The organism is Christiangramia crocea (assembly GCF_022410465.1).
Lineage (GTDB): Bacteria > Bacteroidota > Bacteroidia > Flavobacteriales > Flavobacteriaceae > Christiangramia > Christiangramia crocea.
Map to the genome: position 1 here is coordinate 139,522 of NZ_JAJSON010000020.1, position 19,301 is coordinate 158,822.

At 39.7% G+C, this 19,301-nt stretch carries 22 protein-coding genes; 13 read left to right on the forward strand and 9 right to left on the reverse strand.

Translation table 11 applies throughout. The features are described 5' to 3' along the window. Window positions 1-2: 2 nt before the first annotated feature. From LU635_RS09685 to LU635_RS09700, 4 genes are all read right to left on the reverse strand, one after another. On the reverse strand, window positions 3-818 hold the full coding sequence (locus tag LU635_RS09685) for a universal stress protein (RefSeq protein WP_240098585.1): 816 nt from the start codon (window positions 816-818) through the stop codon (window positions 3-5). 94 nt (window positions 819-912) lie between these two features. Next, window positions 913-1,959, reverse strand: coding sequence for a response regulator (locus LU635_RS09690; RefSeq protein WP_240098587.1), 1,047 nt, complete (start codon window positions 1,957-1,959; stop codon window positions 913-915). 13 nt (window positions 1,960-1,972) lie between these two features. Beyond that, window positions 1,973-3,199: a PAS domain-containing sensor histidine kinase gene (locus LU635_RS09695; RefSeq protein WP_240098589.1), complete on the reverse strand. Its 1,227-nt coding sequence runs from the start codon at window positions 3,197-3,199 to the stop codon at window positions 1,973-1,975. 150 nt (window positions 3,200-3,349) lie between these two features. Then, window positions 3,350-3,571 carry a hypothetical protein gene (locus LU635_RS09700; protein ID WP_240098591.1) on the reverse strand — a complete coding sequence of 74 codons (222 nt, stop codon included), beginning with the start codon at window positions 3,569-3,571 and terminating at the stop codon, window positions 3,350-3,352. Window positions 3,572-3,720: 149 nt separating this feature from the next. Between LU635_RS09700 and LU635_RS09705 the strand changes: the two genes are divergently transcribed. The 3 genes from LU635_RS09705 to LU635_RS09715 are packed head-to-tail and all read left to right on the forward strand — an operon-like array spanning window position 3,721 to window position 5,998. Next, window positions 3,721-4,020, forward strand: coding sequence for an HPF/RaiA family ribosome-associated protein (locus tag LU635_RS09705; RefSeq protein ID WP_240098593.1), 300 nt, complete (start codon window positions 3,721-3,723; stop codon window positions 4,018-4,020). 17 nt (window positions 4,021-4,037) lie between these two features. Then, window positions 4,038-4,871, forward strand: a complete 834-nt coding sequence (locus tag LU635_RS09710; protein ID WP_240098595.1) for a universal stress protein — start codon at window positions 4,038-4,040, stop codon at window positions 4,869-4,871. 38 nt (window positions 4,872-4,909) lie between these two features. Next, window positions 4,910-5,998 (forward strand): DUF6544 family protein, encoded by a 1,089-nt coding sequence (locus LU635_RS09715; RefSeq protein WP_240098597.1) that lies wholly within the window; start codon window positions 4,910-4,912, stop codon window positions 5,996-5,998. 4 nt (window positions 5,999-6,002) lie between these two features. On the opposite strand, the gene deoD is transcribed toward LU635_RS09715, so the two are convergent. After that, window positions 6,003-6,701, reverse strand: coding sequence for a purine-nucleoside phosphorylase (deoD, locus tag LU635_RS09720; RefSeq protein WP_240098599.1), 699 nt, complete (start codon window positions 6,699-6,701; stop codon window positions 6,003-6,005). Continuing rightward, a complete protein-coding gene (deoC, locus tag LU635_RS09725; protein WP_240098601.1) occupies window positions 6,698-7,354 on the reverse strand; it encodes a deoxyribose-phosphate aldolase in 657 nt (218 codons plus the stop codon). The genes deoD and deoC overlap by 4 nt, the downstream gene beginning before the upstream one ends. 267 nt (window positions 7,355-7,621) lie before the next feature. Here deoC and LU635_RS09730 point away from each other — a divergent pair, with 267 nt between their 5' ends. From LU635_RS09730 to LU635_RS09770, 9 genes are all read left to right on the forward strand, one after another. After that, on the forward strand, window positions 7,622-8,125 hold the full coding sequence (locus LU635_RS09730) for a c-type cytochrome (RefSeq protein WP_240098603.1): 504 nt from the start codon (window positions 7,622-7,624) through the stop codon (window positions 8,123-8,125). 33 nt (window positions 8,126-8,158) lie between these two features. Then, on the forward strand, window positions 8,159-8,731 hold the full coding sequence (locus LU635_RS09735; protein WP_240098605.1) for a fasciclin domain-containing protein: 573 nt from the start codon (window positions 8,159-8,161) through the stop codon (window positions 8,729-8,731). A gap of 27 nt (window positions 8,732-8,758) precedes the next feature. Further along, window positions 8,759-10,723 carry a Sec-dependent nitrous-oxide reductase gene (nosZ, locus tag LU635_RS09740; RefSeq protein WP_240098607.1) on the forward strand — a complete coding sequence of 655 codons (1,965 nt, stop codon included), beginning with the start codon at window positions 8,759-8,761 and terminating at the stop codon, window positions 10,721-10,723. Between the two features lie 96 nt (window positions 10,724-10,819). Beyond that, window positions 10,820-11,431: a hypothetical protein gene (locus LU635_RS09745; RefSeq protein ID WP_240098739.1), complete on the forward strand. Its 612-nt coding sequence runs from the start codon at window positions 10,820-10,822 to the stop codon at window positions 11,429-11,431. A gap of 10 nt (window positions 11,432-11,441) precedes the next feature. Continuing rightward, complete coding sequence (locus tag LU635_RS09750) at window positions 11,442-11,876, forward strand: nitrous oxide reductase accessory protein NosL (protein ID WP_240098609.1); 435 nt, start codon at window positions 11,442-11,444, stop codon at window positions 11,874-11,876. Between the two features lie 3 nt (window positions 11,877-11,879). After that, on the forward strand, window positions 11,880-13,127 hold the full coding sequence (locus tag LU635_RS09755; protein ID WP_240098612.1) for a nitrous oxide reductase family maturation protein NosD: 1,248 nt from the start codon (window positions 11,880-11,882) through the stop codon (window positions 13,125-13,127). Then, entirely contained in the window at window positions 13,114-13,824 is a 711-nt protein-coding gene (locus tag LU635_RS09760; RefSeq protein ID WP_240098614.1) for an ABC transporter ATP-binding protein, read from the forward strand. Before LU635_RS09755 ends, LU635_RS09760 begins: the two co-directional genes overlap by 14 nt. After that, the gene (locus LU635_RS09765; RefSeq protein ID WP_240098616.1) at window positions 13,817-14,599 is read left to right on the forward strand and encodes an ABC transporter permease; all 783 of its coding nucleotides are present in this window, start codon (window positions 13,817-13,819) and stop codon (window positions 14,597-14,599) included. Before LU635_RS09760 ends, LU635_RS09765 begins: the two co-directional genes overlap by 8 nt. Window positions 14,600-14,680: 81 nt before the next feature. Beyond that, entirely contained in the window at window positions 14,681-15,298 is a 618-nt protein-coding gene (locus tag LU635_RS09770; RefSeq protein ID WP_240098618.1) for a thioredoxin family protein, read from the forward strand. Here LU635_RS09770 and LU635_RS09775 read toward each other — a convergent pair. After that, window positions 15,295-16,500 (reverse strand): hypothetical protein, encoded by a 1,206-nt coding sequence (locus tag LU635_RS09775; RefSeq protein WP_240098620.1) that lies wholly within the window; start codon window positions 16,498-16,500, stop codon window positions 15,295-15,297. The genes LU635_RS09770 and LU635_RS09775 overlap by 4 nt on opposite strands. Before the next feature lie 120 nt (window positions 16,501-16,620). Between LU635_RS09775 and LU635_RS09780 the strand changes: the two genes are divergently transcribed. Beyond that, window positions 16,621-17,052: an RrF2 family transcriptional regulator gene (locus LU635_RS09780; RefSeq protein WP_240098622.1), complete on the forward strand. Its 432-nt coding sequence runs from the start codon at window positions 16,621-16,623 to the stop codon at window positions 17,050-17,052. Between the two features lie 89 nt (window positions 17,053-17,141). Here the strand turns inward: LU635_RS09780 and ric are convergent, their stop codons facing one another. Together ric and hemN are read right to left on the reverse strand one after the other, a co-directional pair. Next, window positions 17,142-17,864 carry an iron-sulfur cluster repair di-iron protein gene (gene ric, locus LU635_RS09785; protein ID WP_240098624.1) on the reverse strand — a complete coding sequence of 241 codons (723 nt, stop codon included), beginning with the start codon at window positions 17,862-17,864 and terminating at the stop codon, window positions 17,142-17,144. Between the two features lie 21 nt (window positions 17,865-17,885). Further along, complete coding sequence (hemN, locus tag LU635_RS09790) at window positions 17,886-19,250, reverse strand: oxygen-independent coproporphyrinogen III oxidase (RefSeq protein WP_240098626.1); 1,365 nt, start codon at window positions 19,248-19,250, stop codon at window positions 17,886-17,888. Window positions 19,251-19,301: the final 51 nt, after the last annotated feature.

Genomic DNA, 19,301 nt, shown 5'->3' on the forward strand with positions numbered 1-19,301 from the left:
GATCACTTACATTCGTGAATCACCAGTATAGGAAGGGAATTGCTCAGGGTTGAAAGTAAACCATAGCGGGCGTGGAGAAAGTGGTCACAAACACTCAGATTCTTACCTATAATAATTATCATATCAAACCTGCCCTGTATCTCCTTCAGCAGATCTTCGCTAAAGATCTGAGATTCACCCATTTTTAAATACTTTGTCTTTACCTCACCATTTACGGTTGAAAGTTGGGGCCATTCAAATTCTTTGGTCATGCTTTCGTGGTGATCTTCGTCCAGTTCAATGACCGTAAGTCGGCCCTGACTTATAAAACCTGCCTGTTCAAGATGCTGAAACACCTTTTCCCTTGAGATCACTGAATAATCCACCGGCAGAACGAACTTCTCTGCCTTAATATAGGTGCTACCCCCGGGTACCGCCATGATATTACACCTTATCTTGCGTATTACCTCATAGGCATGATCCCCAAGTATAGGGTGCTGATGCACTTCCTGACTGGCCGCACCAATAAATATAAAATCGATCTTCTTTTCTGCCTGTGCCTTTCGCACAGCATTTATAAGGTTATCTGAAGATAATATAGTATTGAAGTTATGTTCAGGATTTTTAGTATGATTTTCCAGGTCTTGAACACTATTCTGAAGCTGTTCCAGGGTTGAAACCAGTTCATTTTCAAGGGACTTACTGGCCGATTTACTAAAATTAAAGTCATGTATATTGAGAAGAAAAAAGTTCGCAGCGATATTCTGCAGAAAATCTACAGCATAACGGCCGGCGTTATCAGAAACCTCCGAAAAATCGGTAAGGATTAATACATTCATAGGTCATCACTTATCAATAGCGAAATTAAGTGAAGCCTGCAACCGGAAAAATGATAAAAGTCAGTTCTTCCTGTTTAAATGTTTTTTTTGATGTTTAACTTATATTTTTTAACGCCTCGGAATCAACAAGTTTAATGTTACGCCCTTCGATCTCTATAAGGCCTTCTTTTTTAAATTCAGAAAGGGTTCGTATAAGGCTTTCCGGAGCCATACCGGCCACTCCCGCAAGATCGGCCCTCGAAATCCGGATGCTTTTAAGCGGATGTTTTTTGATCCTTTCTGCAAAAAGAAGGATGGTATTTGCAGTTTTTTTACGTACCGAGCCGTAGGCCATATCCATGAGCTGTTTTTTCAATTCTGAAAGGTTATTATTCAGAACTTCAACCAATTGCAACGTGATTCTCGGATTCCTGCCAAGGATCTTATGGAATTCCTCTCTTGAGACCACGTGTAGATGTGTGTCTTCCATCGCAGTGGCATAATCTTCATACGCCGACTGTGAATCGTTGGCATGATTTCCGAAGAAATCGTCATCCTTATAAAGCTCTGTGATGAGTTCCTTTCCCTGGTTATCCATCCTGTGGGCTTTCACCACACCTCTTTTTACCAGATAAAAGAAATTAGACTTTTTACCTTTCTCATAAATAGTATCGCCTTTTTTAAATTCTTCCAGAGGATAATCACTGAAAAGCTCTCTAAGGTCCTCAAGGTTTTTCAGGCCACCTTCTTTAACTTCTGAAACTTCATTTTTCTTTTGATGGGATTTCAGAATTTCAACTTTTGCAAGGCGACTTTCTATTGCACTCAGAAGATCTTCTTCCTCAAAGGGCTTGGTAAGATAATCGTCAGCCCCAAGGTCCATGCCTTTTCTTATATCCTTATGTTCGGTCTTAGCCGAAAGGAAAATAAAAGGAATATTTATGGTCTTGGGATCCTTACTTAATTCCTGCAACACTCCGTAGCCATCGGTCTCCGGCATCATGATGTCACAAACTATAATATCAGGAAGGTTTTGTTTTGCTTTTTCAATTCCATTTTTACCATTAGAAGCCGTAACCACATCATAACCGGACAACTCCAGCAATTCCGCCGTATTTTCACGAACCGTTACATCGTCTTCAATTAGCAATACTTTCTTCATAAGAATACTCTAATTAATTATTTTTCACTGGAACCTCAACAGTAAACTTTGTTCCCACATTTTCCTTACTTGTAAAATGTATGCTTCCATTAAGGTTTTCAAGGTGAGCCTTGGCAATATTGAGGCCAATTCCTGTACCCTGATCCAAAAGGGCATTTTCTGCCCTGAAATATCTTTCAAAAATATGCTTCTGATCCTTTTCCGGGATTCCCCTTCCCTGGTCTTCCACTTCAAAAATAATGTTCCCCTCTTTTATTTTCACATCAAATTTGATCACCGTATTTTCGGGTGAATACTTGATGGCATTCCCTAATAGATTAGAGAGTATCAGTTCCAGGATCTTTTCATCCTGATGCAGACTAATATCCTCCAGATCTCTGGGGTAAAGGATCTCCTGCCCGTCTTTAAGTGTGATATTGGCATTGTAGACCACTTCATTAATGAGTCTCTTTAGGCTGAAAGTAGTATACTTATACTGGCCTTTTCCGGAATCAAGTCTTTCTATTGAAAGAAAGTCATTAAGAATATTATTGAGATAATGAACCTTGTTCCTAATGGTGACAAGGTGTTTCTCCCTTTTCTCCTGCTGATCTTCCCTGGTATATTTTTCAGTAAGCGTTGCAGAAGTAAGTATCCCACTCAATGGGGTTTTAAATTCATGCGATACCAGCGAAAGAAATTTAGTCTTTAATTCGTTGAGTTCCTTTTCCTTTTGAAGGGCATCCTTGATCTTCCGCTCTGCCTCTTTCCTTCTCATTATTTCCTCTTCGAGGTTCTCAACGGTTTCTCTCAGCTCCTGGGTTCTTATTTTGATCTTATCTTCAAGTTGGGTGTTGAGTTCTTTGATCTGGCGCTGAGTCTCTTTCCTAACTGTAATATCTATCACCAAGGACATCACATAATCCTTGCCGTCCATTTTGAACGGGTTAAGTCCTGCTTCCACAGGAAAACGGGTGCCGTCTTTTTTCACTCCATAAAGATCCCTGCCGTGACCCATCTGGCGCTTTTCACTTTTATTCAGAAAATTATTGAAGTGATCGTGATGGCTGTGATGGTACTCTTTAGGAATAAGCACATCCAGGTGTTGATCTATGAGCTCACCTTCCCTGTATCCAAACATCTCCTGGGCCGCTTTATTGGCAGCAACCACGATCTGATCTGAATTTACAACGATGATGCCTTCAGAAGCAGCCTGAAATAGGACATTGAAAATATCTCTGTGATCCAGAAATTCCTGCAAACTATATACTTATTAAGTAGGTTTCCTGTTTAAATGCTTTAAAGTCCTTGAGGGGACTCTAAGCGATTTTAAAGGTAAAACTTTTTTACAAAGTTGACGATATTTAATAAGGATTTCAAATATGCAAATACAAAAAATTGTAAATTGTAACTATTCGTCCTTAACCGGGTGGTCTTCATAAAAATCGTCAAAGGTTTTTGTAGTGGTATACTTTTCGGTAAGGATCTTATAAACTGTAAATATCAGCAACAACTGGCCCGCGCACATCAAAAAATAAACAACAGGAAAAGAGAAACCCAGAGCCGAAAAAACAGCCAGCAAGACCAATATAAATGTGGTTAAAGCCAGTAATTTCAAACCAGTACTTTTCATGTAATTAATTTAATCATTCCCAGTTAAAGCTTCTCTTAAAAATTAGCTAAAACCCACTTCTACCCGGGAAAAAATGCAATACTGACAAGAGTCATATTTTTTGAAGAAAGTAAAGAGTAGCTTTGAGTAGAACTAAAATACACACAATTATGAGCACTCAAATTCAATTCGTGAAAATACCTACCAGCGAAGCCCTAACAACATATACCGAGAACAAACTGAACAAGCTAAGAGCCAGATTTGAAATTATAAAAGCAATAAATATCTATTTCAAATTAGAAAATGACCCAAAGGGAGAAGGAAAAATTTGCGAGATAGAATGCATCATTCCCGGAAGCAAGGTTTTTGCAGCTACCTCGCAACATTATTTTGAGCATTCCGTAAAAGTGGCCATTGCTGAAATAGAGAAACAGCTGGAAAAAAGAAAAGCTGTAATGATGGTTTATTAATCTTAAATCTTTTAGTTATGAATACGATTCTAGTCCCCGTTGATTTTTCAGAGCATTCCGAATATGCCCTTGAAGTAGCCGCTACCATCGCCAAAAAGCAAAATGCAGATATAGTTGTGGTGCATATGATGGGCCTTCCTGAATCTTTTCTGACTAATGATGAAAAACAGGAAGTCTTCAATGCTATTCATTTTATGAAACTCACAAAGCAGCGCTTTGAAAAATTCCTCGATAAGGACTATCTGGAAGGCATCGAGGTAGCCCAGGAGGTGAAAAACTTCAAGGTTTTCAGGGAAATAAATGAAGTAGCCAAGGAATATGAGGCCGATCTTATAGTGATGGGTTCTCATGGAGCCTCTGGTATTAAAGAGGTCTTTGCAGGATCCAATACTGAAAAAGTGGTGCGAACCTCAGAAACCCCGGTACTGGTAATTAAAAATCGTATCCCTGATTTTAAAATCGAAAATGCGGTATTTGTGACCGACTTTGAGCCGGAAACCATAGATACATTTATAAGATCAAGGCAGTTTTTTAAATTTTTTGAAGTTGAACCAAAACTGCTTTTCGTAAATGTTCCCGAAAAATTCATGAGCACTAAAGAAATGCTGTCTATTGCCAATAAATTTTTGGAAGATGCAGGTATGGATGCTCCCGAAGTAAAGGATCAGATTACTTATTATGATGATTATACGCTTGAAAAAGGAATTTATAATTACTGTAATTCTATTCATGCTGATATCATCGCAATATCCACTCATGGAAGAAAAGGTATCGCCCATTTCTTTTATGGCAGTATAGGTGAGGATCTTGCCAATCACGCAAATACTCCCGTTCTAACTTTCAGGCTCTGACAGACCATCTTCTTGAAGCTGGATAATCTTTGGGTATCATGAAGATCGTATTTATAGCATTACTGATTATTCATCTTCTTATCCATTTTATTGGATTTTTTAAGGCTTTTGATTTAGTTAAACTACCGGAATCAAGCAATGCCATTTCCATAACCCAGGGGATATTCTGGCTGTTCACTGCATTACTTTTTATACCGTCTGTTATTTTTTATATTCAGAGTAATCCTGTATGGGCAGTAATAGCTATTCCGGCTGCCATTGTTTCACAGGTATTGATCGTCCTGAACTGGAATGATGCAAAATTCGGCACTATAGTAAACCTGCTTATCATCCTGATCGCGATCATACATTTTGCAGGCTGGGAGTTTGAAAGAAGCTTTCAAAAAGAAGTGTCTGAAAGAATTGAAAATTACCCCGCAGATACACTCACTCAACAGGATCTTGCCGGTCTACCTGAAGTTGTAAAGAATTATCTCCTATTTGTAGGTGTAGTGGGAAAGCCGAAAGTAAAAAACATTAAAATCAGTTTTGAAGGAGAAATGCGTGAAAAGGATAAGGAATGGTTCAAATTTAGATCTGAACAATTCAATTTTACAGACTCTCCTGCACGTTTCTTTTTTATGAAAGCCAACTTTAAAGGACTACCAACCAGGGGTTTTCATTCCTTCAAAAGTTCCGGAGCCCGGATGCAGATAAAACCGCTTTCATTATTCAGCGTGGTAGATCTTTCGCCCCCAGAATTGTTCCCTACAGAAATGGTTACTTATTTAAACGACATTTGTCTTTTCGCACCGGCAGCTCTTATAGATAAGCGCATAGAATGGGAGGAGCTTGACGATCTTTCCGTTAAAGCGATTTTCAAACTGAACAACGAGAAAGTTTCAGCTGTCCTGGAATTCAATGAAGAAGGAGAACTTGCCAATTTTATTTCTGAAGACCGATATGCAATAGACATTATGAAAAAACTCAGGTTTTCCACTCCCGTGAAGAACTACAGACATATAAGGGGATATCGCCTTCCATCCTATGGTGAAGCTATATGGTGCTATCCCGAAGGAGAATTCACTTATGGAAGATTCAATTTGACAGATGTTCAATACAATATAACAAAGTTGAATAAAACCTAATTCATTAAAAAGAATGAAGGGCGATCTCCACCATTTCTACCAGTTTCTGTTCTCTTACCAAAGCACTTATTTCCTCACCGTTTACCAGGGAGTCTGATATGGTAAGGATGGCCAGAGCATCTACCCCGTATCTTGCCGCGACCGTATAGATTGCCGCAGCTTCCATTTCTACACAAAGTACTCCGTGATCTGCCCATTCCTTATAGGAATCCTTTTTATCTTCATAGAATTTATCTGAAGAAAGCACATTTCCGGCCTTAAAGGAAATACCATTGTCTTTGGCATAAGCAACAGCCTTCATTAACAAATCAAAACTGGCTGTCGGAGCAAAATCGGCATGTGGAAAATAAGACTTATTGATCGCTGAATTCGTTGAAGCAGCCATGGCAATCACAATATCCATAAGCTTAATTTCGGGCTGATAGGCACCTGCACTTCCTACCCGAATTAGCTTCTTCGCTCCATAATCCTTAATCAGCTCATTGCAATAGATAAGCGTGGAAGGAATTCCCATGCCCGTGCCCTGTACCGAAACCTTTTTTCCTTTATAGTTACCGGTATAACCAAGCATCCCTCTAATATTGTTATAACAAACAGCATCTTTCAGAAAGGTTTCTGCAATCCATTTTGCCCTGAGCGGATCTCCGGGAAGAAGTACAGACTCGGCTATCTCCCCCTTTTTAGCTTCAATGTGTAAACTCATAATCTTTCGGGGTTTTCAGAAACTATTTTAATACCGGAAGAAGTACCTATCCTGTCCACACCAAGTTCTACATATTCCATTGCTGTTCTGGCATCCCGAATTCCTCCGGAAGCCTTGATCTTCATTCTAACTCCCACTACTTCTCTCATGATCCTGATGTCTTCCAGGCTTGCTCCCCGACTCCCAAATCCGGTTGAAGTCTTTACAAAGTCGGCTCCGGCTTTAAGGGCCATCTCACAGGCAAGCCTTATCTCTTTTTCAGACAGGTAACAGGTTTCAATAATGACCTTAAGTACCTTATTTCCGATTGTATTTTTAATCGCGGTGATCTCCTCCTCTACCTCAGCTTTCTTCCCATCTTTTAAAAAACCTATATTGATCACCATATCAATTTCATCAGCACCCTCCAGCACCGCCTTCCTGGCTTCTTCAATCTTCGATACTGCCAATGCCGCCCCTAAGGGAAACCCTACAGTTGCCGCAAGTTTCACCTGTGATCCTTTCAAGTATGCCTTTGCTGTTTCTGTATAACTGCTATTTACACAAACCGCATAGAAATTATGAGTTACCGCTTCTTCACAAAGTTTTTTTATATCTGCCGAAGTTGCACTGGCCGAAAGTAAGGTGTGGTCAATAAACCGGTTAAGATCCATAAAATGATTTTTAGATTGGAATATCTACTTATAAAAGTAAGCTTTTTAAATTCCGGAATTGTCATCTGGTACTATTCCCAGAATATTTCTGCTAAAATATAGAGAGTCTCTCCTACTTAAAATGACATATATCATACTTCTTCACTGGCTGGGTTTTCAGGGCCTCGGATCAATAAAGGACCTTTTTATCCTAAATATGATAATAGTCATATTTTCCCTTCTCCTTCCGCACTAAATTTGAAAAGATTAATTAAATGTCAAAAAACTATGAAATACATTATTAAAAGCCTTTGGATACTTAGCATTATGGCACTTATCAGTTGCGGCGGAAAAGAAGAAAAAAAAGAATCAGATGAGATCGAATTAGGAGATTACTCCAAAAAAGAAGAAGTAAAAAAACCTGAAACCTCTACGTCTGAAGTTGCCATGATAGATATGGACAATAAAGGAATTGGCCCTGTTAAGAACCTTGAATTACCAGCTGAGATCGACCAGGCTATGGTGGCTAAAGGAAAGGCTATTTTCGATTCCAAATGTTTGGCCTGCCACAAACCAACAAAAAAATTCATCGGGCCGGCACCTGCTGGTGTTCTGGAAAGAAGATCTCCGGAGTGGGTAATGAACATGATCCTCAATCCTGAAGAGATGGTCATGAAAGATCCTATCGCAAAACAATTGCTTATTGAACACAATGGATCACCTATGGCAAACCAGAACCTTACAGAGGAGGAAGCAAGGCAGATCCTGGAATATTTCAGGACACTTGAATAGGGATTAAAATATGACCAACTAAAACCTATAAATATGAAAGCAACATTCAAAATTTTTCTATTAACAGTTCTCATTGTCGGTATTACCGCATGTAGAAATAACAACGGAGAAGGAGAAGAAGAAAACGTTTCCACTTCCACAGAGCAGGCCAGTACAGAAAGACAGGGGCAGGCCTTTGTTAAGGATGATGTATCTGAACCCACGGTTCTGGATATCGCCATCCAATCTGAAGATCACAAAACCCTGGTTGCTGCCGTTCAGGCTGCAGAGCTGGAAAATGCTTTGGTAAATGCAGGACCCCTAATGGTTTTTGCTCCAACCGATGAAGCATTTGCAGCCTTACCTGAAGGTACTGTGGAAGACCTTTTAAAGCCGGAAAATAAAAACAAACTATCACATATCCTTAAACACCACGTCACCCCCGGTAAGTATGACAAGGAGTTTTTGAAGAAATTCAAAAAACTTGGACAGGCGAGCGACCTTAATGTGCCGGTAGAAGTAAAAGGTGAAGACGTATATGTTGGCGGAGCAAAAATCATAGCCAGTGTACCAGCCGGAAATGGAATCGTGCACGTGGTGGACAAAGTAATCATACCCGAAAATTAATAAGCTTATAAATCAATCTCACAAATCATGAAAAAATCAATTTTATTTATACTATCACTGTTCGTTGCAGCAAGTTTTTTTAGCTGTGACAACAGTGAAAGTTCGAAAAATGGAGATCGTGGAGCATTAGCTTCCAGCGCTGCAGAAAAAGTATATGTGGCACCGGGAGAGCACGATGAATTCTATGCCTTCATCTCCGGAGGGTTCAGCGGACAATTATCAGTCTACGGTCTTCCCTCAGGAAGGCTGTTAAAGGTAATTCCGGTATTCTCTCAGGATCCTGAAAAAGCCTGGGGATATAACGAAGAGACAAAACCAATGTTGAACACTTCTCACGGTTTTGTACCATGGGATGACGCTCACCATCCGGACATCTCACAAACCGATGGAAAACTTGACGGTCGCTGGGTATTCATCAATGGTAACAATACCCCTAGAATTGCAAAAGTTGACCTTACTACTTTCGAGACCACTGAGATCATCGAGGTACCAAACTCTGCCGGTAACCACAGTTCTTCTTTTGTTACTGAAAATACCGAATATGTGGTAGCAGGAACAAGATTCTCTGTACCCGTACCTCAGCGTGACATGCCTATTAATGAATACAAAGGTAATTTCAAAGGCTCCCTCACTTTCATAAGCGTTGACCCCGAAGAAGGACATATGGATATCAAATTCCAGCTTATGATGCCTGGATTTGACTATGACCTTGCCCATCCTGGTAGAGGAAAATCTCACGGCTGGTTCTTCTTCTCAACTTATAATACTGAAGAGGCTAACTCTTTACTTGAAGTGAACGCTTCCCAAAATGACAAAGACTTTATTGCAGCGGTTAACTGGAAAAAGATCGAAGAATACGTTAATAATGGAGGCGGTAAGACAATGCCTGCCAACTACGCTCACAATATTTATGATGATGATACTCATACTGCTACCTCAACTATGAAAAAAGAGGTTCTTGTTGTAGATCCTTTAGAAGTTCCAGGCGCAGTATTCCTGTTACCTACCCCAAAATCCCCTCACGGTTGTGATGTAAACCCAACAGGAGAGTATATTGTTGGAAATGGTAAACTTTCAGCCGACCTTACCGTGCATTCCTATACTAAAATGATCGATGCCATCGAGAATGAAAAGTTTGATGGAGAGGCCTATGGAATCCCAATCCTTAAATTCGAAGATGTACTTGCCGGAACTGTAAAACAGGCTGGTCTTGGACCTCTGCATACCGAGTTCGACGGTGAAGGGAATGCCTATACCTCATTCTTTATCTCTTCTGAGGTTGTGAAATGGAATGTGGAAACACGTGAAGTGATAGACAGAAAACCATGTTACTACTCTGTAGGTCACGTGATGATCCCTGGTGGTAACTCTGCAGACCCATTCGGTAAATACGTACTGGCGATGAACAAGATCACCAAAGACCGTTATCTGCCTACCGGTCCGGAAGTGACCCAGTCTGCGCAGCTTTATGATATCACAGGTGAAAAAATGGAGTTGTTACTTGACTTCCCAACTATTGGAGAACCTCATTATGCAGCAGGTATCCCCGCAGATATTGTAAAAGCCAATTCCAGAAAAATTTTCAAACTGGATGAGAACAAGCATGAATATGCTACTCTTTCTAACGGAGACGCCCGTGTGGAAAGAGATGGAAATGAAGTACATGTTTATATGACCATGATAAGGAGCCACTTCACTCCAGATAATATTGAAGGTATAAAAGTGGGAGACAAAGTATACTTCCACGTTACCAACCACGAACAGGATTACGATGTACCACACGGAATAAGTATGATAGGTGCCAACACCTCTGAATTGCTGATCATGCCCGGACAGACCGAAACCTTTGTCTGGGAACCAAAACAGCCGGGAGTCTGGCCATTCTATTGTACCGATTTCTGTTCAGCTTTACACCAGGAAATGCAGGGATATGTTAGGGTTTCCCCTGCTAATTCTAACATAGAGTTAAGCTGGTCTCTAGGTGAAGATTGATGTTTAGTTAGATGGAATACATGAACTAAGGGCATGTATTTCTGAGAAGGCGGGGGTTGGTTGATTGCTCCCGCCTTTCTATTAAAAAATATTATGATGAAAAAAGCAGGAATAATAATGATAGTAGGTTCACTACTATTGCTGGGCCTCTTTAAATTCCCACTATGGAATATCATGCTGGGAGCTCCCCAGTATCCCGATCCAATGGGGATGAACATATACATCACCGGAATTGAAGGAGTTCAGGAATTCGATATCCAGAATATTGACGGCCTAAATCATTATATAGGAATGAAAAAAATTCCCAAGCCTGAAGAAATGTGGGAATTCGAAGTATTTCCAAAGGTAATTGCAGGAATGGCTATATTAGGAGTTTTAATAGGAATTCTGGGACTTTTAGGCAAAGTAAGCTATAAATGGTTTCTGGGTTGGCTCATTTTAATGACCATTCTGGGAATCATGGGAATGTATGACTTTAACACCTGGCTTACAGAATATGGTACAGACCTGGACCCCAACGCCATCATGAAGATGACACATCCCGATGGCACACCAATGACTTATAAACCGCCATTATTCGGTCACCAAAAAATGCTTAATTTCGATGTGGATTCCTATCCTCATACAGGAGCCTATATGCTCTTTGCCGGAATGCTTCTCACACTTATGGCATTCTTCGTTGGAAAAAAGGAATGGCGAACAAAATAATTAGAAAAAGATGAAACGCTTTATTTACACGCTCATATTTGCCTTCACGCTTATCTCCTGTGAGATTGGCCCCGAACCCATAAATTATGGTGAGGATGGTTGTGAATACTGCAAGATGACCATCGTAGACAAACAACATGCCTCAGAACTGGTTACAAGCAAAGGCAAGATCTATAAATTTGATGCTATTGAGTGTATGATCAATTTCAGAAAGGAACATAAAGACATTCAATATGCGATGTACCTGGTAAGCGATTTTAGCAAGCCGGGTGAACTGATAGATGCTACCATGGCCACATTCTTAATAAGCGAGAAAATTTCAAGTCCTATGGGGGCTAACCTTTCAGCCTTTTATACTGAAACTGCCGCAAATGAGATACAGGCCTCTTACGGAGGGGATATTTATAACTGGCATGAAATTCAGCCATACATCGGTAAAAATTAAGACTTGAAATTACCGATTTTCATATTGCTCTTTTTTGCTCTCTTCTTCAATCAGGGAAGAGCTAATACTATTGAAGTTTGTGAAAGCTGTAGTTATAAGAATATAAAAACTGCAATTGCTGAAGCTGCGGCCTTCGATACCATTAAAATAAAAAAGGGAGTCTACAGAGAATTCAATTTACATATCACCAAACCACTTACCATAATTGGAGAAGGATTTCCGGTTATTGATGGTGAAGACCAGGGTGAGATCCTTACCATAGAAGCTGATAATGTCACGATTGACGGTCTTAAGATCATAAATGTTGGTACTAGTTATACTACAGACTTTGCCGCAGTGAGAGTCGTGAAAAGTGAAAACTTCCTGATAAAGAATCTTCAACTGGAGCGTCTCTTTTTTGGGATCTATCTCGAAAAAGCCAGGAACGGAAAGGTGATAAACAACACCATTCTTGGGGATGCGGTTGAGGAGTTCAGTTCCGGGAATGGGATACAGCTCTGGTACTGCAATAATGTAGAGGTTATTGGAAATACCATCAAAAAAGTTCGGGATGGTATCTACCTTGAATTTTCAGATGATATTCTTATAAAAGATAATATTAGTCAAAACAACCTGAGATACGGGCTGCACTTCATGTTCTCAAATAACGATATTTACGAAAACAACATTTTTGAAAACAATGGTGCTGGCGTAGCTGTGATGTTCTCCAAATTCATAACCATGAAAGGAAACATTTTCAGAAAGAACTGGGGAACAGCCTCCTTCGGATTATTACTGAAAGAGATCAACGATTCAGAGATAAGCAATAATAAGTTTGTAGAGAATACGGTAGGTATCAATATCGAAGGTTCAAACCGTATCAATTATGTAGATAATGATTTCAGGAATAATGGCTGGGCTGTTAAGGTTAGAGGGGCCTGTTATTCCAATATTTTCAAAAAGAATAATTTTTTCAACAATTCATTCGATATTTCATATAACAGCAAATTGAATGATAACAGTTTCGACGGAAATTACTGGAGCAGCTATACGGGCTACGATCTCAATAAGGACGGGATTGGCGATGTACCATACAGGCCCGTAAAGCTGTTTTCCTACATCGTGAACCGGACACCCGAAACCATTATTCTTCTAAGGAGTCTTTTTATCGATATTATTGATTTTTCAGAAAAGGTTTCCCCCGTATTTACCCCAGATAACCTGTTGGATCAAAATCCGTTACTAAAACCTGTATCCCATGATATCCATTGAAAACCTACATAAGAAATTCGGAAAGAATCAGGTCTTAAAAGGCATTGACCTGGAAATAGACCAGGGAGGGATATTTGCAGTTCTGGGACCCAATGGTTCCGGAAAGACCACCCTTATAAAAAGCATCCTGGGAATGGTAGTTCCAAATTCAGGAAGCATCAAACTCAATGGGAAATCGGTCAAAAATGACTGGAAATACCGCAATAATATTGATTATCTGCCCCAGATCGCGAATTTTCCCGGAAACCTCACAGTCCGGGAACTTATTCGCATGATAAAAGATCTACGATCCTACAAAAAAGCGGAAGACGAAAGATTGATTCAATTATTCAAGCTGGAACCTTTTCTAAGCAAAAAACTGAGCAACCTTTCTGGAGGTACCAAACAAAAGGTAAACCTGGTGTTGACTTTCATGTTCGACAGTCCGCTTATCATCCTGGATGAACCTACTACCGGTCTCGATCCCATTTCGCATTTAAGGCTTAAAGAACTTATTACCGAAGAAAAGAAAAAAGGAAAAACCATTATTATCACTTCTCATATCATGAGTTTTGTAGAAGAGATAGCAGACGAGATTGTATTCCTGCTGGAAGGCAAGATCTATTTTAAAGGTGGTATTCCTGCCCTGAAGACCAAGACCAAGCAGCCCGATTTTGAGCATGCCATAGCATCAATTTTAACCACCAGTTATGTTTAAGATATTAAAATACAGTTTCTACGATCTTATGCGAAGCCGCTGGAGCTACGTATATTTCCTTTTCTATTTAATGCTGGGCTTCGTATTGCTTTTTCTTAATAATGATCTTTCCAAGGCGGTGATCACATTAATGAACGTCATCATTATCCTGGTACCACTTATCGGAACCATTTTTGGAGTGATGTATTATTATAATTCAAAGGAATTTACCGAATTGCTTCTCGCCCAGCCGGTAAAAAGAAGTTCGATCTTTTTGGGACAGTATTTTGGAGTAGCACTGTCTCTGGCCATGAGCCTGGTGATAGGCCTTGGTTTGCCATTTATCTTTTACGGCATCTTTAACAGTGATGCCATAGCTAATTTCTCATTACTCCTAATAACAGGAGTTTTCCTGACACTTATCTTTACTGCTCTGGCCTTTGTGATCGCACTCACGAACGACAATAAGATAAAGGGCTTTGGATATGCGATTTTGCTCTGGCTCTTTCTGGCCGTAATCTATGACGGAATATTCCTGATGTCACTCGTGTTCTTTGAGGATTATCCACTGGATAAATTCTCACTGATCGCCACCATGTTAAACCCTATAGATCTTTCCAGGGTACTTATTCTGCTGAAAATGGATATTTCAGCCCTACTGGGTTATACCGGAGCGGTTTTCCAAAAGTTCTTCGGAACCAATCAGGGTATCATATTATCATCAGCTATGCTCATTCTTTGGGTAAGCGTTCCTCTTTATTTCATCAGAAGAATTTCAAACAGAAAGGATTTCTGATAATATAATTGGCTAATATGAGAATGGTCATATATCCCTGAAGGTATAGTGCTTAATTTAGTGCCACCTAAATTTTTTGTCATGCGTGAACTACTGCTACAAAGCCTGAAAAATTCTTTCAGCTATCCGGACTATTTAAATCTTTTAGAAGACCTGGTAAAGTATAAAAGCACCACAGGAGAACCTAATGAAGACAGGGTAAATTTCACAGCCCTCAATTTCAAACGTATCCAACGCCTGAACAAGACCATTAAATTATCTCCTGAACAGGAAGACAGTTTCAAAAACCTAAGGCCCCAACAAACCTGGCTGGTGATCCTGGAATCCTGGTGTGCTGATGGCGCACAGACCATCCCGGTATTAAATAAGATTGCCGAAGCTTCCGAAAATATCAGTCTAAAGATCGTATTGAGGGACGAGCACCCGGAACTAATGGATAATTTTCTCACCAATGGTACCCGCTCGATTCCAAAACTTATCATTCTGCATAAGAATCTTGAGGTAATGACCACCTGGGGCCCGCGATCAGTTCCAGCCACCGAAATGGTAACCGATTATAAAACTGAATTTGGGAAAATAGATGCAGCCTTTAAGGCCAAGCTCCAGATATGGTACACTAAAGACCGTGGAATGAGTATTATCAATGAGCTGGCCGACACCGTAGATAAACTGAAATCTGATAGATTCACAACGGTTTAATCATTAGACAAAAGCTGACTGCCCAGAATCATGGCAATGGCTATTAGAATGATTATACTGGCAAGACTTATAAGCAAATGTAGCGATGGATAAGTGCCGGCATTCGTTATGATTGCCAGGCCCCTGGAAAAGATCAGGAGTTCAGTAAGGAAGAAACCCGCCAGGTAAATATAAAGCTGAGTCATGGATAGTTTCAGAAGTCTGAAATGCTTGAGAAATGCCAGCAAAAGCACACTTACAATGCCAAGAAATACCCAGTGAATATAACTGATGATCATATCTAGATTGGTAAAGATCGTTTGGGTTATCACCGGAAATGAGCCTAGGATCTGCGCAATCAGTTTTATGAATAACATGAATAAAACCAGCCTTATAGAAAAGCTGAGCAGCGGCGGGAAACCTTTAAAAACAGATATGGCTTTGGAGTATATAGCTTTGAAAAGCACACCAAAAGCAATAAGCTGTAAAATCCCGCCAATTAAAGCAATTAGATAAATAGACCAGTGCGGGTGCATCCATAACAGCGAAAGGAAAAAGGTGAGGATCACCCCTGCATTCAGCAGGTAATAAAAACGCTTAAAGATCATTTTGGGGAGAACAAAAGACTTTTTTTCAAAAATATATAGAAAAATACCACAGAGAGCGACTATGAACCAGCCGTTATACTGAAAATGAAGGTAGAAATATATTGCATTTCTGTATAGGGCTGAACCACTTCCAGCTGTATTCATAATTATCCCGAGGGCCCAGGGACCAAGGCTGGAGATGACCATATACCATAGGGAAATCCTTACAAGCTTATAGCTATTGGTTTTCCTGAAATTTTGAGGACAATATTTAAAAAAGAAAAAGACGAACCAGTATGACACGATAAGGAATAGGCTGGAAAAAATTATTGAAAAAAGGGCATAACCGGTAAATGGAAAAGTAACCAGCATGCCTATTATGGTTCCCTGTGTACACCAGAAAATAAGCCGGTATTTTTTTTGAACAGGCTGGGATCGCAGAAACGCAAAGTAAATAAGAGTGGTTAAAGCCGTATATACCCAGCCCAGTAAAGCGATATGAGAATGTGTATGAACGATGAACTTATAGGTGACCGGAATATCAAAAACAACAAAGAACCGCAGCATGACTCCCAGAATGGCAATTATCATGAAATAAATGATCGCAAGCGTGGTATGATGTTTCAACATTCGCATATAAAAAGGATAAAAACTGCTCTACGGTGAATTTAATAACTAAAAATTAAATGAAAATTTAAAAAAGGACAATTTTGTCTTTTTTTTAAATTATCTTCAATTTTATAAAAACTCTGGTGAATGTTTTCAAAAGCATGCGAATACGGAATAAGAGCAACTCTGTTCATAACACAGGAATCGAAAAACAAGAGACGTGCGAGCCTCAAAACAATAGCCAGGGAAATTAATTCTCCTGAAGCTTTCACAGCCAAGATCCTTCAAAAGCTGGTTCAGCAGGAAATTGTTGAATCAGCAAAAGGCCCACAGGGTGGTTTCTTTATTAGTCCGAAAAAACAGACAACTGTCATTGCCGAAATCGTAAAGGCCATAGATGGTGATTCTATCATGAACGGATGCGCATTAGGTCTTGAGAAATGTTCAGAAGAACATCCCTGTCCCTTGCACTACGATTTTACCGAAATCAGAAGCAATCTGAAACATATGCTTGAAAACACAACTATCCTTGAACTTACATCAAGGCTGGATTCCGGGTTAGGTTTTCTAAAGCTCTAAAAGCAAGAAGGCGTCTATAAAAGGTGAATTTAAGGTATGAGATTGTTTAGACGTTATAGACACCTTCTCTGCAGAGCTTTAAAGGAATTCTAAGTCCTTAATTTTTTCTCCAATTGCAGGGCTTTTGGATGCAGAATATTATTTTCCAGGTGGATATGCTGATGTAAATCCTGTTCAAATTCATCCAGCTTATCAAACAGCGCCCTGTAAGTATTACAAGCGTGTGCTGGAGGGGTATAACCATCGGTAAGGCGGGAAATTTCCTTAAAGATATCACCTGCATCTTCATGTTCTACCTCCATCATTTTAATAGGGTTCTCTACAGTATTGAATTGCGGAATATTTATTCCGGTCCTTTCTTTTGCTGCCTTTACCATTTTCTTGATAAAAGGGAAAAGGATCAATTCTTCTTTTTTGAGATGTGAGGCCAGTTCACCGGCTACTTTCTGAAAAAGCTGATGCACTTCAATAAGTTCCGGATTGTTACCACCGTGTACCCTGGCCACTTTATTGGTGTATTGAAGCAGCAGTGGAATATTCGCCTCGACATAGGTATGATGTTTTTCCACTATATGATCTATTAGTTCATCTAATGGAAGTTTATTGTAGTCGGTTTCCTTATCATTAAGGCTTCCTATGCTTTTAAGGTCTTCGACTACAAGGCTGTAATCAACGCCATTTTTTTCGCAGGCTTTTTGTATACTTATCCCTCCCCCGCAGCAAAAATCTATTCCATATTTCTTAAAGACATGAGAGGCTTTTATATTTTCTGTCACACAATCGGCAACGGTTCTTTCTGGTGTAAATTCCATAATATTAAATTTAAGTGTTTATTATACTGTCATTGAAAATAATTGTGTCTGAGGCTTATTTCTTTGCAGCCTCATATCGAAGGCCATACATATATTGCGTACGAATGGCCTCCCTTTTTCGGTAATCTCCAGATAATTGCTGTCAATTTCGATAAGACCATCCTTTTGCATTTCCTTTAAACGGATCAAAACATCTGGCAGTTCCTTAAAAAACTCCTTACGCGTATACCAGGAGGTCTTTAATTTGCACATGAGATTGAGAATATGCTTTCTTATAACCAGATCCTCATCGGTTAAAATATGACCTCTGTAAACGGGCAGAATATCCTTACTGACTAACTCCTGATATTCTTCAACGCTTTTTACATTTTGAGCAAAGCCATACCAGCTATCACTGATAGCAGAAACTCCGAGACCTATCATAGCCTGGGTCTTAGAATTGGTATATCCCATAAAATTTCGATGGATGGTTTTCTCTTCCACGGCTTTATAAAGGCTATCTGTTCTAAGGGCAAAGTGATCCATCCCTATCTCCACGTAACCTGCATCCAGTAACATTTGCTTGCCTGTTTCGTATTGCTCTCTTTTTTCCTTTGCCGTCGGGAGATCTTTTTCATTAAAACCCCGCTGTCCATTTCCCTTTATCCATGGAACATGGGCATAACTATAAAAAGCGATGCGGTCTGGCATCAGCTCTTTGGTTCTCTCTATGGTGTGAATAATGTGTTCCTTTGTCTGAAATGGAAGTCCGAAAATAATATCATGCCCTACCGAAGAAAATCCTGTTTCTCTGGCCTGTAGGGTAGCTCTTTTCACATTTTCAAAAGGCTGGATCCTGTGAATTGCCTTTTGAACAGTAGGATTATAATCCTGCACCCCATAGCTCACCCGGTTGAATCCGAGTGCTGCCAGAATTTCCAAATGTTCCTTTGTAGTATTGTTTGGATGACCTTCAAAACTCATTTCCGCTTCAGAAGATCTCTTCGCCTTTTTAAAAATTCCGTCGATAAGAAGTTTAAGATTTTCAGCAGAAAAGAAGGTAGGAGTACCTCCTCCAAGGTGTATTTCCTTTACTACCGGGTCTTCTTCCAGAAGCTCAGAATACATTTCCCATTCCCTTAAAACTGATTTTATATAGGGATCTTCCACTCCGTGATTCTTCGTGATCCTCTTATTACAACCACAAAAAGTACAAAGGCTTTCGCAAAAAGGAAGATGTATATAAAGGCTTATGCCTTCTGAAGAATTACTTTCATTAAAGCTCCTAATAATAGAAGACTTCCACTTCTCTGAATTAAAATCCTGTTCCTCCCAATAAGGAACGGTAGGATAACTCGTATATCGTGGTCCCGCAACGTTATATTTCTGTATTAAATCTGAAGCCACCTTAGGTTTTATTTGGCTCCAAAAATACTGGCAATCAGGCTAAAGAAATAT